Source organism: Verrucomicrobiia bacterium, from assembly GCA_035495615.1.
Lineage (GTDB): Bacteria > Omnitrophota > Omnitrophia > Omnitrophales > Aquincolibacteriaceae > DATJFP01.
Map to the genome: position 1 here is coordinate 1 of DATJFP010000062.1, position 17,482 is coordinate 17,482.

The following is a 17,482-nucleotide window of genomic DNA, read 5'->3' on the forward strand; positions in this document are numbered from 1 at the left end:
CGTTGATGAAATGCAGAAGAGCATGTCCAAGGCCGTGGAATCGACGCGCAAGGAATTCAAAAACATCCGCACGGGCCGCGCTTCGATCGCTCTTGTAGAAGGCATTCAGGTCAATTATTACAACACGCCGACGCCGTTGAAGGGCCTGGCGAACATTGCGACACCCGATCCGAAAACGATCGCCATCACCCCGTGGGATCCCAGCGGCCTTCCGGAAATCGAAAAGGCCATTTTGAAATCGGATCTGGGCCTTACGCCGATGAACGACGGCAAGCTGATCCGCATCTCGATTCCCGCGCTCACGCAGGAACGCCGCGAAGAACTTTCGAAAGTCGTCAAGAAGACCGCCGAAGAAGGACGCGTTTCCGTGCGCAATTCGCGGCACGAGGCCATCGAAGGCGTGAAGAAGCTCGAAAAGGGCAAGGCTATTTCCGAAGACGATTCCCGTTCGGTCCAGAAAGACATCCAGAAATTCACGGATAAATTTATCTCCGAAGTGGATGAGGCTCTGAAACAAAAAGAGGCCGAGATCCACTCGATCTAATCCTCGGTTTTCCCCGCATTCTTTTCGAGCTCGTAGCTCAGCCTGGTAGAGCATCGCCCTTTTAAGGCGAGTGTCGATGGTTCGAATCCATCCGAGCTCAACACTAATAAAAAAGCCATAGCAGAAGCTATGGCTTTTTTATTTTGACCGGGGAGCTCGGATGGCGCCGGAATCAAATGATTCCGCCAGGCTCGGCAGCGCTGGATGCGCTGCTCTTCGCACTTCGAACGGGAGCCGCCGAGCCCGATCAACGGAGGCGCGACCTTATGGGAGCGTCGACCTTCCTTCGAGGCGGCGGCTGGCCGACTGGAGGCATCCAGTGAGTCTGCGAAGCGTGAGCGGAGCAGGCGAACGTTTTGGATGCCGTAAGCGCTCGAATCCATCCGAGCGGCTATCGCCAGAGACTCACCTCCGCCATGGGTTTTGATCCTTTTCGCATTTCCCACAAATTACCCTCCTTCTTCCCTCCCTAACCCCACACCTCGCCTCACTTTATATGAGTCTTTCGTTAGTCGAATTCGAACTAGCAAAATCTATCTATAACTTGTTTTAATTCCATAAATTATGTACATTTAAAAAAGATAATAAAATGTTTTGACATGGAAATGTATTTAACTATATTGAATGAGTCCGCTTAGCTGACCCGTGCGGTCGATGCAGGCGGGGTCTATCCCTACGTGAGGTGTTTGTCTTGCGCTGTTGGAGAAAGGAAAATTCAGCCCGCCGCCCCCGGTTACGAGCCCTCGCAACCGCCGTGATTTTTCTTTTTTCCAGCATTCCTGTTTTTCCTGTCCCATCGCATGCCGAAGTCGGCGCGCCTTCGGCCTTGTCGCTGTCCCGGCTGCCGTCTCTTGACCGTGAACTTATCCGTTCCTTACATGCCTTGCCCGGTGAATTCGGAGATTTTCAGGAAACCTTTCTTCCCGAAATGGAAGAAGAAGCTCCTGAGGGGGGAAATCCGGCGGCATCCGGCTATCCGCTGATTCTCCATATTCAGGACGCGCACGCCAACGTCGAAGCCCAGGCCCGCATCCGCGACATCCTGGACTGGATCGAAAAAACCTTTCAGAAAAATCCCGGCTTCGGCCGCAAGCTTTTCATCGCGCTCGAAGGAACCGAAGGGGAGCTTCATCCCGAATACCTGGAACTCTTCCCGGAGTTTCCCAAGGCCAACGACGCCTTTGCCGCGGCCCTGCAGGAAAAAGGGGAGATGACCGGCGCTGAGATGTTTGCCTGGGAAAAGTTCAAGAAAGAAAAAAAGAACGCGGACGCGGGGCCGCAGGAAAAAAAGGCGGAACGCTCCGTTCGGATCGTTGGCGTAGAAAGCGGGGAGGTCTACCGGCAGAACCTTTTCGCTTTCCGCAATCTCCAGATGAAGCAGGACGAGATCGAAAGTCTCATGAAGCCTTTCAAGGCCGAAATGGCCATTGCCGCGTCCCGGTTTTTGAATCCGGCGCTCCGCGATTTCATCCGCGACAGCGAACGTACCGATATCCTGCCTTCGCCGGTATTGCGGCACATCCGCGAAACGCTCGGCATCGATTTGAACGACCGGATCGAGCAGATCCGCTTTCCGAATCTCGCGCGCATCGTGCACCTCCAGGAGATGGAGCTGTTTCTCGACATGGAGCTGGCGCGCCTGGAATGGGCGTCCTTCCGGAACGTGCTTGAAGAGAAATCTTTCGACGGCGATGCCATCAAGGTTCTCGACAGCCTGACGCGCGAAAACCATGACGTCGTGCTGCCGCTGCGCCCGATCTTCGAGGCGCTGCTCGACGAAGCCGACCTCATTCCCAAGCTCGCCAATTACCCGCATTTCATGCAGGTCGCGGCCTACCGCCTTCTCAGCCAGGAAGTGGATTCCCACGGATTCATGGCCGAGATCAAGGGCCTCAAAAAAGAAATCATGCACAAGCTCGCGGTCACGGAAAAAGAAAAAGAATTCCTGGGGCTCTACGAAGATTTCATCTTGCTGCGCAACCTGCTGGAAGCGGATCTCACGCGGGAGGAATTCAAACAGATTCTGCCCGAAAAAGGCCGCATTTCCCCGGCCATCGTGGTTGAGCGCTTCCAGAAAATCCTTGGAGAAGAGCAGGGCTCCGAAGGCTACCACGAACAGTCGGCGAAAAACCAGCCGGCGCTGCAATCCTTTTTCGAATCCGCCTTGGTCTTTTATGCGGGAGCGGAAAAGCGCGATGAAGCGCTGCTGAAAAACGCTCTGAAGCTATACCGCGAGGAAGAGCCTGAAGGCGGCGAAGGACCGGGGATCCTGGTCCTTGTCGCCGGAGGCTTTCATTCCGAAGGTCTTACGGAGCTCATGAAAAAAGAGGGCATCGCGCACATGGTTGTGCGGCCGCGCATCTCGAAAATCGAGAAAGAAGGCCTTTACGGAAAGGTGATCCGCAGGGAGAATGCGGACCTCTCGCCGTATTTCGACGATGCTCCGCTGAGCAAGCAGGAAGCGCTGTTCTTCCGCGGCCTGGTTGAAAATGCCCTGCCGCAGCTCGGCGAAAAGTACGGCGTTCCTCCCAAAGAAATCCCGGGCTGGGTCAAGCGCGTTCTCGAGCGGCACCCCATTCTCAGCCGGCGCCTTAAGGCAACGGCCTATACCGAAACCGCGAACGATAAAGAGATCCCGGCGGTTCGCGTGGGAATCGATACGGCTCCGCGGGGCCAGGATACGTCCAACATGGCGGTGGGTGAGACAGACATTCTAACCAACGTGGACCGTTATGCTTTCCTGGCGCATCAGGATGATCTTCCGGCGCCGGGCGCGCGCGAGTTTGGGACCGTCCGCCTGCAATTTCCCTTGAGCGGTTATTCGCAAGTGGACAAAGAGCCTATTGGAGGCGCGATTGTCTCCATGATGGTCGGTGCCGTGGAAGCCACGATGGGGCAATTGGACACAGGTACATTGAACGTGCTGCATTCGGCCTCCGAGCAATTCAACAATCTCGCCCGCAGCGGCATCTTCAGCGGGAACGTCACGGGCGTCAGTGCCCCCCGCGTCAATCGCCAGCGCCGCAAAAAACCGGAAGCCGAGTCGCCTCCGCCTGTGGCCGTCACGACGAAAGCCCCGGCAGAAGAAGAACCGCCTCCAGCCCGTCCGGAAATCGTATCTGCCGTTTCCGCGGAAACCGTGGAAGAAAAGCCGGAGCTGCGCCAGCAGGCGGCCGATGTGCTTGCCGAAGTCAATGCTGTGCGGCGTAAGATTCAGCCCACCCCGGCGCTCCGCAGTGATTTCTCGGGCTTGCGGATCGCGGGTGCCATTGTTCCCAATTTTGAAGAGCTGACGAAGCGTTACCCCCGCCTGCTGAAGGAAAAGCAGATGATGGCCTACGTCGCGGATTATTTTTACGACCCTGATCTTTTCGACAAGGTCTCGCCGGTCCCGGCCTGGCAATTCATCCAGGGAGTCTTTACCGAGGAAAATCGCAATCCCGCCGGAAAAGTGCCGGTTGCCGTGCAGCAGGCCCGCGAGGCGCTCGGGCCTTACGCCTGGATTCTCGACGAAACCCAGGAGCCCGTGCAGATCATCTACCGCTTGGCGGGGAATCAGGCGCACGAAGAATTTCTTCGCGTGGCTTCGATGCTTGCCGCTGCCAACAGCCATCTTGATTTCGCGTTGATCGCGGAAGGAAGTCCCGAAGTTTCGCGCCGCTATTCCACCCAGCTTGCGGCGCTTGCGCGGCGGCTGAAACTTCCCGCCGGCCCCCTGGATCGGTTTCGTTTCGTTTCGTCCACCGGGACGCCGCAGGATATTATCCGCGCCATCAAGCAAATCCGTACCGGAGACAAAGAAAAATATTCGGCGGTGCTGGAATCCTCGCCCGATATCCTCGAGCGCGTCGGCTACATTCCGCGCCTGACGCGTGTGAGCCATCATGATTTGTCGCGCGAAACCGCCGTGATGGTAACGGCCGCGCTTTTGCGCCAGCTCGCGGATCAATATGACATCGTGAAGCTGGAAGACCTGGTGGGCAAGTTCAATATCAATGTCCAGGAGCTCACCCAATACGTAGCCAAAATGATCCAAGTCCTCAATCATCTCGCGACCCAGGCTTAAACGCCTGATCATTCCCGTTTGTCCCTGCTATATCCTTATTGTTTCTGCCTTCCTATGTTATCTTAACTATTTGAAGATATTTGACTTACGGCTAATTTGAGGGTAACTTTTATTAAACTTTTCCAACTTTTAAAGGGGGCTGGAAATGAAGGACGTCCGTAAATCCCGGTTTATGAGGGTTATCGCCGCGCAGCTGTCGCTGCTCCTGGCGTTTGCGGACGTTTCACGCGCGGCGCCGGCCCTTCTCGAACTGTCCCACCCGTCTTCTCCGGTTACGATTGAAAATCTTTATGGTAACGATGCCATTCTCCGGGACATTCCCGAAGAATACGGCAGCCGCGTCGGCGCTTTCGCCGGCCGCTCCCAAACCGGCGATGGGCATCCTTTTGTTGTTCACATCCAAGACGCGCACGCCAACCCGCAGGCGCAGGCCAATATTTTCCGGATCCTGGAAATCATCGCCGCGAACAGCCGCCGCGAAAACCGCCCTTTGTTCGTGGCCGTGGAAGGAACCGAAGGCGCCCTCCATCCCGAGTACTTCGACATTTTTCCGCAAACGCCCGAAGCGGGCGACGCGGTCGTGCGGGACCTCCATGAAAAAGGCGAGCTGTCGGGCGTGGAGCTCTTTGCGTGGCAGCAGTACCGCGGCTTGATCAAAACCGGAACTCTCGCCATCGCGGGTGCCGAAACCACGGACATCTACAAAGAAAACCTTCATTCGTACCGCATGCTGCTTTTCAAGCGCCCGGAGATTTCAAGCCGCCTCGAAGAAATCAAAGTCTCTTTAGAGGCGGAGGCTTCGAAAGTGCTGAACCCGGCCTTGCTCTCTTTTTATAAAGAGCGGGAAAAACGCAAGCTCGGGCGGTTCAGTCTCGATTCCTCCCGGCAGACGGGAAACATCCAGGCCTATCTCGACGACCTCAGGGATAAAGCGGGCAAAGTCCTTTCCATTGATTTGTCCGACCCTCTCGAGCAGCTTCGCTTTCCGAATTTCGTCCGCGTTCTTCATTACCAGGAAGCTGTGAAGAATTTTCGCAGGGACTATGCCGAGCAGGCCTGGCGAGAAGCGCGTGAAGAGATTGCCCGCAAGTCGCCGGCCCTTTCGAAAGATTTCGAAAAGGCCGGCATTCAAGCCGGCTACCTGCCTTCCGCGGAGAAAGAATCAAAGGCGCTGAGCTTCGAGAAAATCCCGGCCCGGCGCATTCTGGAAGAATTTCTCGGGGCAGGGCAGAAAGACCTTTTGGCCCGCTATCCGGATCTGCTGTCGAGCCTGCGTCTCATGGCATTCCAGGAAGAAGCGGATGCCGCCGGCCTCTTCCGCGAGATGGACCGTCTGGAACAGGCTCTCTTCGAGAAAATGACGGCCGCGCCGGAAGAGAAAAGGCTGGTCGCGAAGCTTCTGGCTTTCGAAGACCTCGAAAAATTGCTCCGCCTCGAATTGACCCGCGAAGAAGCCGACCTGCTGGCGGCTAAAAAAGAAACCGTGGAAAACTTCTCCGGATCTCCGGAGCTTGAAAACGCGGTCCAGGAAGCGCTTTTGTTTTACCGGACGGCCGAGAAGCGCGATCATGCCCTTGTCGATAACGCGCTGAAGATGACGGCCGGACAAAATCCCGGCCTGGATTCCGGCACCGCCGCGCCTTCGGACGCGGTGCTCGTGATTGTTTCGGGCGGATTCCATTCGGACGGCATCCAGGAAATCCTGCGCGAAAAGAGACTGGATTACGCCGTCGTGATGCCCCGCATCCAGGATATCGATCATGGCGAGCGCTATGAAAAAGTCATGGGCGACGGCAACGCGGACCTCAGCCTTTATTTCGAAAATAAAAATCCTTTCCCGACCAAACAGGAAGCGCTCTTCTTCCGCGAAACGCTCGAAGTCGCGGTTCCCGTCCTTTCCCAAAAAGAGAAAGATGCGCGGAAAGTGACCGAATCCGTCATGAACGCTTTCCGCGGGCATCCAGTGCTGTCGGAAATCGTGCAAGTCGAACCGTCGCCGGAGCAAGAAGGCCCCGGTCTGCGCTTTTCGCCCCGTGCGGCTTCGGAAACGGACTCCCTGCGCGCTGCTATTGCCGCGGCGCTGGCCTCGGGCTCGGTTGCCTTTCATCACGGCCTCGAATCCGGGCAAGTCCAGCGCGTAAAGCCGTACGTGTGGCGCTTCCGCGCCTCTGGAACGGCTAAATCCGAATTGCGCGCCGCGCAAGAAGCGACAGCGGCAAGCGCCACTCCCAAGCCCGCTGCCGCGGAAGAAAAAAAATCCGAACTCCGCTCCGCCGAGACGGCGCCTTCCCTGGACCAGCGCAAGCGCGAACTGGCGGCCGCCATTCGTACCCCCGTCGAGATCAAGGCGGTGGGAAGGGATGAAGCCATGGGGCACGCGCTCTCGCTTCTCGGCGTGTGGGAACGCATCGGCGTTTTCAGCACGCTGATTGCGCGCCAGGGCACAGACCATTTTAATCTCGAAAAGGTTTTCAAGGTTGAGACTGATCTGAATGGCTTGAAGCTCACCCACGTCATCCTGGCGACGCAATATTCTGGCGTTTACCGCGAACTTTTCCTGATCAACGACACTCCTGTCGGCTACGCCTCCTTCCAATCCCAGGCCGAAGGGCCGGACATCGGTTTCCGCATCGTGGAAAAAATGATTGAGCCTTTCAAGCGCGATTCTCTGGCGCGTGACATCTTCACGGCTCGCCTCCGCGGTATTTATAATTTTCTCGGCTCCAAGACGCAGCGGTTTTACGTCGATCCCCACCAGGTGCGGCAGCACCCGCGCGCGCCTGTTTTTTACCGCGGCATGTTCTTCCAGCCTGCTCCCGGTGAAGGCCAGGACGAAGCCAATGCCCTGATGGCAAAATATTTCCGCGGCGAACGCCTCGCGGACGAGGAACTCGCGCGTTTGCAGGCACTCTCCAACGTCAAGTTCCAACTCGATCTGGATACGCCCGTGGATGCGGCGCTCGTCCAGGCTTACGAAGCCAAATCCGAACTGCGCACCGCCAATTCCGCCACGGCGGAGCAAGCGGCCTTGAAAGTTTCGCATTACACCGCGAATCTCCAGGAGCAGCGCAAAGGCAGGGACGGCCTTAACAATGTTCCGTATCTCAGCGAGCCGCTCCGCGAATTTTTCCTGTCCGCGACGGAGCTCGTCGGCCTCATGGCCCGGGACCCGGAACAAGCCTGGTCGTCGCGCCGCTTTCTCGCCGAGCCGGGGCATCAGATGACGGTGGAGTCCTTGGCCGCTTTTGCCCTTTCAAAACTACGCGGTGAAACCTTTGCGGACCGCGAAGCCTTGGAAAAAAGCATGCGGACCGCCGGGCAGGAAGCCCTGTTTGTCGCCGTCGATTCCGTTCTGGAGTCTAATCTTTATTCCCCGGTGCGGAAAATTGAGCAAATCCCCCTGACGTTGCACGCGGATGGCCAGAAGCTGGAATCCTATTTCGCGGGAAAGGGACTTTTGCCGAAACCCGCCCAAGACGAGGCGTCGATTACAGATTTATGGTTCGTTTACGACCCGAAAAGCGTCCTTGGTCTTGTCGCCAGCCACAGGGAACAGGGGATGGCGCCGCATGCCAAAGGCGGCATCCGCTACATTTCCCCGGTGGACACCGAGGGCCATTACGCGGGCGCGAAAGCCTACGTCTCGCTTTTCCGGGATGAGACCCAGAAGAATCTCGCGCAAAAAGGCGTGGTCGTGGACCTCTTCGATCTGGTCCGCGCGCAGGAAACCAAAAATATTCTCGGCACCGAATTTCACGGAGCCAAAGCGGAATACACATTTTTGCCCGGAGAAACCGACGCCAACGCTTTTAAGAAGTTTTCCGCTGCGCTTATCGACGCGGGAATCCTCGCCCACGAAGTTCCGGGCCCCGACATCGGCATGTCCGGCGAAAAAGTGCAAAGCGGCATCAACGAAGCCCGCAGGATCGTCTACCGCCATCTCCAGCGGGAGCTGGAGTACCTGCTGCTGCTCGTTTCCGGCGACACGCTCAGCCCCGAAACGCTGGCCTCCTATCAGCTCACGGCCGAGCAGCTCGCCCATGCCCGCGGGGATTTCGCCGGCCGTTTCCCAAACATCAAAGACCCCGTGATTGTTTATGAAGACGCGCTCAAGATCATCGAGGCGAACAACGGCGTGCGTTTTTTGAACGACAGGGTCATGCGGCTGGTGCGCATGCACATGATCCGCGATTATTTCGGCCCTTCGCGGATCAAACCGCTCGATGGCCATGATCCCGTGGCGGCCTCGACCGACGAACTCGCGCATTATTTCTATTCGACGATGGGTTACCTGGCGCAGAACAAGGATTTTGCCGGGCACGAATTCCGCAGGGACTACGAACCGCGCGCTTCCGAGGCGCTTCGAGCCGTCATCGACAAGGCGCTCGGGGCTGTGATCACCGGAGGCCAGAGCGAATACGGCGCCATCGATCACGTGGTTTCAGCCATCACGGCCAAGGGCGTGGACAATGCGTACCGCCGCACCAAGGATTATCTGATCAAGACGGGCAAGCTCGATAAAGATAAGGAAGTGCGTCTTGCTTTCAACGGCGCGGGCGATGTGGGCGGATCCGCGGCGCTGATGGCGGCGCGACGCGGCGACAAGGTCGTCTTCATGCAGGACGTGAACGGCGCCGTTTACCTTAAAAAAGGTTTCAGCGTGGCCCAGCTCCAGGCCTTCAATAATATCCCGGTCCCGCAGCGAAACGTGGTCGAGTTTTTCGGCCGCATTCCGGGAGCCCTTCCGCTTGGGCGCGATAAACTTTTCAGCGGCGAACCGGCCTATCCTTACGACGTCCTCGTAACTGCCGCCATTGCAAACACGCTGGACAAAAATAACGTGGAAAATTTGATCCGCGCGGGTATCAAGGCCGTGGTCGAAGGAGGCAACAACACGTACAAGGACGTGGCGCGCCGCCTCGCCGAAGCCGGTATCGTCACGGCCTGGGGATCCACTGCGAATATCGGAGGCGTCATTGCCTCGTCTCATGAAAACCGCGCCAAGCACCGTTTCACGGTCTCGCAGTTGACGCGGCCCACGATCACGCTTTCTAACGGCAAAGTGCTGACAGCGGCGCCGAGCGGCCATTATGGCATCGTGCCGCTGGAACGGACCAAAGACGGCAAGATCACCAAAGGGACGATCCACATTCAGGACAGCCGCGTGGTAAAGGCCTCTCGCGCGTTCCCCGACCTTCCTGAAGGCACGCTGCTCGATCTGATCGCATCTTCGGAAGACGGAAAGACGGTTTGGAAAGCCTACGTCAACAACATCCCGGTCGGAGACGTCGCCGAAAAAGGTTTTTCGGGACGCATGCACTTCCAGGTGGACAAGGAGGACGTCTACTTGCCTTTGACGATTTCCGAAGGCCAGGTCACCACCGAAGGCCACAAGGCGCTTCCCGAAATCGCGCCGGGACCCGTGAAAGTCCGCTTTCCCGTCCGCGAGAGGAAATATGAAACCTACCGCTACGTCGGCGAAATTATTTTTGCGTATCAAACGCTGGTGCTGGCGCTCCAGGAGCCCGGAAATCCCAATCGCGATTCCATCCACGTGCAGCGCGCGCTTTCGCAGGCCCTCGCCCGGAAGAAAGCGGAGATCTACACTTCTGAGGCGTACCGCCGCCAGCGCGAAGAAGGTGTCCGCGCGCTCATCGCCTCCGGTTACATTGCGACGCCGGAAGAAATGCTCCATATTGTCTCGTCCGACCTCGCGCGTCAGGAACTTTTGACGCTGCTCAAAGGCGCCGACGGCCACATCCAGGCCGTGGAAACTCTCAACCCTTTCACGGACCAGCGCATCCGCGTTTCCCGGAATTTTGATTTGACCGTCCTCTCCGAGCCGGGCCGCGCGGAGCTGCGCGCGGAAACGCCGAAGCCGTGGGAGACGGGGAACCTGTACCAGCGCATCGCGGCCAAGCAGGACCGCGCGTATGAAATCCTCAAAAGGAGATTCGAGCAGCAGGAGGCGGACGACCCGTACTTCGAGCACTTCTTCAATGTCTTCAAATGGGCTTTTTCGAGCCAGCACCTGGGCGCGGCCACCGTGACGCCGGGACGCCTCGCGCGCGAAATCTACCGCACGTACGAACTCTTCAACGAATACCTCCAAGACAACGCGGACCCGGTCAAGGTCTCGGGTTTTAACGTCAACATCCGGGATACGAGCGAGGAGATCAGCCAGCCGTCCGCGGAAGCCGAGCCGAATTCGCAGACCGAGCTCATCATCGTGACCGACAACATGCCGGGCATTTTCAATGCCGCCACGAATGTGATCGCGCTGGCAGGCGGCGACATCCGCAGCACGCATTTCCGCGTGATGAAAAGCCCGACCACGGGGCGCGAGATGTACCTCAGCATTTTCGAGATCGTCAATCCGGACAAGCTGGCGTTCGGCGACCCTGAACTGAAGAAGCTCCAAGGCGACGTCCGCGACGCCATCCGCGAAAAACTCCAGGAACGCGACAAGGAGATGCGCGTGCCCGCTTCGACGAAGATGAGGGACACGGTTTTCCGGGGGGAGATCGCGGTGCTGCGTGAACCCGAAGGCGGGCTGATGGACGTGGCGTACGACGTTTTCTCCGACCTCCATGGAAAAGGCGCGATTGATGCGGCCCAGGCAGCGCGCAGCTTCCAGGAAGACATCGTCAAATTCCAGGGCGCCATCATGAACCTGGTCATGACGCTTAGAAACCTTCCGACCTCGCTGTCCGGGGGTGCGCCGCTTGTCACGCCTGAAAAGCTCCCGTTGATGGAAAAATACATCAGTCATCTCGAAGCTCAGACCCTTCAGATCGCGTTGAAGCCGCTGACCAAAGACAACCAGCATCGGCAAAGCGCCCTCAGCGTTTTCCTCAACCTGCTGGCATCGCAGGTCGCGCAAGCCCGGCAGATGGGTGAAACGATCGAAGGCCTGACCATCGAAGAAGCGACTTACATCGGCAAGATCGTCGTCGAGGAACTCCGGGGCGACTTCAGCGTCGTCAATCCCGATGACCCCGAAGGCGTGCAGACCGAAGCGGTCGCGCAGGAAGTGCGCTATTTCAAAGAAGCGCTGGCCAGCGCGACGAGCCTGCAGGGCGTTACGGAAGCGGATGTCATTTTCCGCCTTTCCGGCCTGCACGATTACATCAACGAGCATCTCGCGCCCGCCATCATCAACATGATTGAAGGCACCGCCAAAGACGGCGGCGCTTACAGCGGCATGCGGCTCCGGGCCTTCCGCGCGATCCCCTCGGTCGTGGTCCCGGCCATCGAAAGGCTGCGCGCGGGAGCGACCGACAAGGAGCGGCAGAATGCGCAAGACCTCGAAGAAGTCTTTAAGAAAGTCATCAAGCTCATCCGGCTGCAAGGATCGCTCGGAGAATCGCTCGGCGTGCTCGACACGCAAAAAGAGCTTATCCTTTTCGCGCACGAACTGGATCCTTACACGCTGATGCACCTGATCGAGAAATATCACATCAAGGCCATCGTGACCGACGGCGCGAGCACCGCGTCGCACTGGGTGCTCGTGGCGGAAAACCTCAACATCCCCGTTTTCATCCTGGACCAGAAGACCAAGATGGTAAACATCGAAAATGAAATCTGGATCGGCCGCAAGGCCATCCTCGACGGCCGCGGCGGCGAAGGCGGCCTGCCCGTCCTGATCTTGAACGCCACGGAACAAACGCTTGCCGACTACGCGCCGCGCATCGAAGAACAGGCGGCGCTCGACCGCATCAAAAAACGTCACGCGAAAGAAGTTGCGGCGACGCCGGAAGGCCACGAGGTGCAGTTCCTCGCCAATGCGGACAAAGAGCCGGAAATCGCGGAAGCGACCAAGGCCTTCGGAGCCGAGGGTGTCGGGCTTTTCCGCACCGAATATCTCTTTAAAAGGGAAAACGCGGCGCTCGTGCGCTTCCTCGAAAGCTTCAACCGCCACAAGGCCGACCCGAACGATGAAAACGCGCGGCAGCTGGCGGAAGACAGGAAGCTTCTGATGCATTATTTCAAGGAAATTTTCCGCGGCCTCGCGGACACGACCGCAGCGGGGGACATCACGATCCGCATGTTCGACATGCAGCGCGACAAGGAAGACCCGGCCTTTGCGGCCCTCAATCCGGAACGCGTTTACGGCGCACGCTATTATCAGAGCCCCATCGGCCAGGCGCTTCTCGAGATCGAGCTCGAAGCCGCGATGCGCGCGAACGCCGAATCCGAAAGAGGCCCGGTCAAGATTCTCTTCCCGCAATTTTATTCGCCCGTGGACCTTTTGAAGACCTTGAACGATCTCGGCCATCCGCGTACAGACCTCAAGAACATCACCGCCGAAGAACAGGGGAAGTTGAATGACATCGCGTCCCGCGACGTGGATTTCATGATCCGTATCTACGACGAAGTGCGCACGGCGCTGCTCGCGCGGGAACATTATTTCGAAAATTTCCAGCATGATCCGGAAGGGCGCAGGAAACGGGTCGAGACCATGAAACGCGGCGTCATGATTGAAACCGTAGAAGCGCTCGAGATCCTGGACAAGATCCTGGGCGTCGTGGATTACATCAGCGTCGGCACCAACGACCTGACCATCAGCCTGTTCCGCGACCTGGGCATTTCGCGTGAAAAAGATTCCCAGTATTTCGACCGCCTGCAGCACAAAGTTCTCGAAGCCATCCGCAAACGCATCCTCGAGGTGGTCAGCCAGAGGAACGCGGCGCTTGAAAAAGAAGGGCCGACACGCCGCATCCCGGTCACGATCTGCGGCGCGCTCGCATGCGTGGATACGTTCGTCATCGCGTCGCTTTACAATCCGCCGGCCAATGTGCCTTTCCAGCTCAGCGGTTCGTACGGACTCATTCCTTCGCTGAAGGAAATCGTCCGTAAAGCCGCCGCCGAAGACACGAAGTTCATGGAACGTCTCGGGGACGAGAGCGTCGACTTGAACGCGGAGGCCGTGGCTTCACTCGCCCGCATCCGCGAACGGCAAAAAGATACGGATGAATACCGGACGGACCTGGACAAAGTCCGGCAGGGCATTCCTTTCGAAGGGGATAACGGCAACGGCAAGCACCATGGAGACGCCGTGGAATACGACGAAGCGGCGGACAGACAGAGGCTGCTGGAAGAACAAGCCAGAAAAGCACAAGCCGAAGGGCCGCCTGCAGCCACCACGGCCGGAACCGTAAAAGTTTCCAGACAGGTCATGCTGGGCAAGCTGGGTTTTCATTTTCTTTCGACCAACCTCTTGAAGGCGGTATGGAAAGCGGTCGGCGCTGATTTGAAAGTGACGATTACGACGCCGAAAGGGCAGTTTGATCTGAGGACACTTGCCGGCCACACCGAAGCGCTGCTCTCTGTCGTGACGATCGAAGCCGAAGGCACGCAAAAAGACGTTGATGCCTTTTGGCAGGCGCTTTACCAGGTCAGGGAAGCCGGAGAGATGGATGAGCACTCTTTCAGCGGGGAATATGCGCTGCGTGATTACAAGATGGGCGCGGCATTGACGGCTGAAGCGCTTGTGCCGCTTACGGAAGCTTTGGCGAAATATCCCGCGAATCCTGAATTCGAGATTTATCTCCTGGCCCAGGTGTTGAGCCCCAATGACCAGAAGATGTACTGGCAGCCGTTCGAACTGCGCAATCCCGCTTCGATTGCGAAATTGGAGCTTGCCCCGGGAACTGGGGTGAAACTTGCGGTGATCGGATCCCAGTCGCGTGAAGCCGTGGCTGCGGTGGAAGCCTTGAAGGCCGGAGAAGCTGCACTGCTTGAGCCGCAGGGAGCGCTTATCGCGGCGCCGGCTGAACCCGTTGAAAAACCGAAACCGGCGGCGCCTGCCGTCGTGAAAGATTCCAAACAGGTGATGCTGGGGAAATTAGGTTTTCATTTTCTTTCGACCAACCTCTTGAAAGCGGTATGGAAAGCGGTGGGCGCTGATTTGAAAGTGACGATCACAACGCCAAAAGGACAGTTTGATCTAAGGACACTCGCCGGCCACACCGAAGCCCTGCTTTCTGTCGTGACGATCGAAGCCGAAGGCGCGCAGAAAGATGTGGATGCTTTCTGGCAGGCGCTTTATCAGGTCAGAGAAGCGGGAGAAATGGACGAGCACTCTTTCAGCGGGGAATACGGGCTTAGGGATTACGAAACGGGAGCCGCGTTGACGGCTGAGACACTCGCGCCGCTCGCGGAGGCCTTGGCAAAATATCCCGCCAATCCTGAATTCGAGATTTATCTCTTGGCCGAAGTCCTCAGCCCCAACGACCAGAAGATGTACTGGCAGCCGTTTGAATTGCGTAATCCGGCTTCGGTTGCAAAGCTGGGGCTTGCTCCGGGAACTGGGGTGAAACTTGCGGCCATCGGGCCCCAGGCGCGGGAAGCCATTGCTGCGGTGGAAGCGTTGAAGGCCGGTGAAGCGTCGCTCCTGGTTCCGAAGGGAGCGCTTATCGCGGCGCCTGCCGAGACCGCGCCGAAACAGGAAGCCGCGGCCGTGAAAGATTCCAAGCAAGTGATGCTGGGTAAACTCGGCGTTCACTTTTTAACGACAAATCTTCTGAAGTCCGTGTGGAAGGCGGTTGGCGCGGATCTGAAAGTGACGATCACGACTCCGAAAGGACAGTTTGATCTGCGGACGATCGCCGGTCACACCGAAGCCCTGCTTTCTGTCGTGACGATCGAAGCCGAGGGCACGCAAAAAGACGTGGATGCCTTCTGGCAGGCCCTCTTTCAAGTACGAGAAGCAGGGGAGATGGACGAGCACTCTTTCAGCGGAGAATATGCGCTGCGCGATTACAAGACGGGAGCGGCATTGACCGCTGAGGCGCTTGCGCCGCTTACCGAAGCGCTTGCGAAACATCCCAACAATCCTGAATTTGAAATTTATCTGTTGGCCGAAGTCCTCAGCCCCAACGACCAGAAGATGTACTGGCAGCCGTTCGAACTGCGTAATCCCGCTTCGATTGCGAAATTGGAGCTTGCCCCGGGAACTGGGGTGAAACTCGCGGCCCTCGGATCCCAGGCGCGGGAAGCCGTGGCTGCGGTGGAAGCCTTGAAGGCCGGAGAAGCTGCACTGCTTGAGCCACAGGGAGCACTTATCTCACTGCTGCCTGAACCGGTCGTTGAAAAGCCGAAGCCGGCGGCGCCTGCCGTTGTGAAAGTTTCCAAGCAGCTGATGCTGGGAAAACTGGGCATTCATTTCCTGACGACCAATCTCCTGAAGCCGGTGTGGAAGGCTGTCAGCGCGGATCTGAAAGTGACGATCACAACGCCGAAAGGGCAGTTTGATCTGCGGACGATCGCCGGGCACACCGAAGCGCTGCTTTCTGTCGTGACGATCGAAGCCGAAGGCACGCAGAAAGATGTAGATGCTTTTTGGCAGGCGCTCGTGCAGATTCGAGAAGCCGGAGAAATGGACGAACATTCTTTCAGTGCGGAATATGCGCTGCGCGATTACAAGACGGGAGCGGCATTGACCGCTGAGGCGCTTGCGCCGCTTACGGAAGCGCTTGCGAAGTATCCCGGCAATCCTGAATTTGAAATTTATCTGTTGGCCGAAGTCCTCAGCCCCAACGACCAGAAGATGTACTGGCAGCCGTTTGAATTGCGCAATCCCGCTTCGATTGCGAAATTGGAGCTTGCCCCGGGAACTGGGGTGAAACTCGCGGCCCTCGGATCCCAGGCGCGGGAAGCCGTGGCTGCGGTGGAAGCCTTGAAGGCCGGTGAAGCCCCGCTGCTGGAGCCGCAGGGAAGCCTGATTACGCATGCGGAACTGCGCATCGCGCCAGGATCGCCCCTTCTTGTTTCGACGATGGCGACGCATGAATTTTCCGAGCAGCTGCGGGGCCAGCATTTGCCGGGTTTCAACCTTGAAAGCGCGGCTGTTCCTTCCGAAGTGCTGGAGCGCCTGGCCGAAGTCGCGGGTTTTCTGGGCAGCCTTTTCGACGCCGATGACCTCAGCGGCCGCCTGCCCGAAGAAGTTTTAATCCGGGGCGATCACGGCGTTTCTTTTACGGCGCGCGCCGATGCGGCCGCGCTGCAATGGATTTTCGAACAGCTGGCGTTGATTACCGGGCTCTTGCAAAATTCCCGTGTGACGGGCGCGGCCCTTCAGAACATGCTGCGCGAGGCGGGCATTCCGGCCGTGGACGCCGCTTCTCCGGAGCTCGGGGCTGCCGTCCATCTTCAGCTGGAACGTGAACCGCACGATCTCATGGCCTTTGTGCCCATCCTGGCCGTTGTCGCCAATCTGGGCAGCAGCCTTCATATTAATATTGCGGGCTTTGACGATATGCAGGCCTCGAAATTCCGCGAATCCCTGGCAGCGCTCGCGCTGCAAAAAGGCGTGGAGCTCAAGACCCGCCAGCTGGAAGTGCTGGGCACCCGCGGCACCGGCGTTTTCAGCACGCTTCCGCAGACCAAATTAAAAGAAGGCGAAGAGCACGGCCTCATCGGCGACGACAAGGATTTTGAACGTTTCCCGCGCCGGCGCGGCGTGTATTTGTTCGACCTGGACCCCGCGGCCCCGGAGCATGCCGAGATCCTGGCGGCCACGGTCATCACCGTGATCCAGGCGCTGGCCCTGAAAAAACCTCTGGAAGATTACACGCATGTTCTGGACCCGAAGGTTTTCGCTCCGGATTCTTTCGCGGTCATCGTGCAGGCCATTTCCACTTACCTCGAAGCTCAGGCCACCCTGCAGGCGGCAGCCTAAGCCTAGAAAGGCTTGCAAAAACCCCCTTCCTTTTCGAGGCCAAAATCAGTATAATTCTTGCTCTTTATCCAGTCTTTACGTCCCCATCGTCTAGCCTGGCCTAGGACACTAGATTTTCATTCTAGCGACAGGGGTTCGAATCCCCTTGGGGACGTATTAAAAATGCCGGACAGAAATCTGTCCGGCATTT

3 protein-coding genes and 2 tRNA genes are annotated in these 17,482 nt (G+C 57.9%); all 5 read left to right on the forward strand.

From position 1 onward, the window contains the following. Positions 1–544 (forward strand): ribosome recycling factor (gene frr, locus VL688_07710; GenBank protein HTL47935.1); only part of this gene is annotated, 544 nt, incomplete at its 5' end. Between the two features lie 26 nt (positions 545–570). Then, positions 571–644, forward strand: a tRNA-Lys gene (locus tag VL688_07715). A gap of 654 nt (positions 645–1,298) precedes the next feature. Beyond that, positions 1,299–4,610: a hypothetical protein gene (locus VL688_07720; GenBank protein ID HTL47936.1), complete on the forward strand. Its 3,312-nt coding sequence runs from the start codon at positions 1,299–1,301 to the stop codon at positions 4,608–4,610. 145 nt (positions 4,611–4,755) lie between these two features. Further along, positions 4,756–17,292 (forward strand): putative PEP-binding protein, encoded by a 12,537-nt coding sequence (locus VL688_07725; protein HTL47937.1) that lies wholly within the window; start codon positions 4,756–4,758, stop codon positions 17,290–17,292. Between the two features lie 79 nt (positions 17,293–17,371). Continuing rightward, positions 17,372–17,446: transfer RNA gene (locus tag VL688_07730), tRNA-Glu, on the forward strand. Positions 17,447–17,482 lie beyond the last annotated feature (36 nt).

What these genes read in the sequence shown, in the direction of transcription:
- VL688_07725 (HTL47937.1), top strand. Translation starts at nt 4,756, where the DNA reads ATGAAGGACGTCCGTAAATCCCGGTTTATGAGGGTTATCGCCGCGCAG.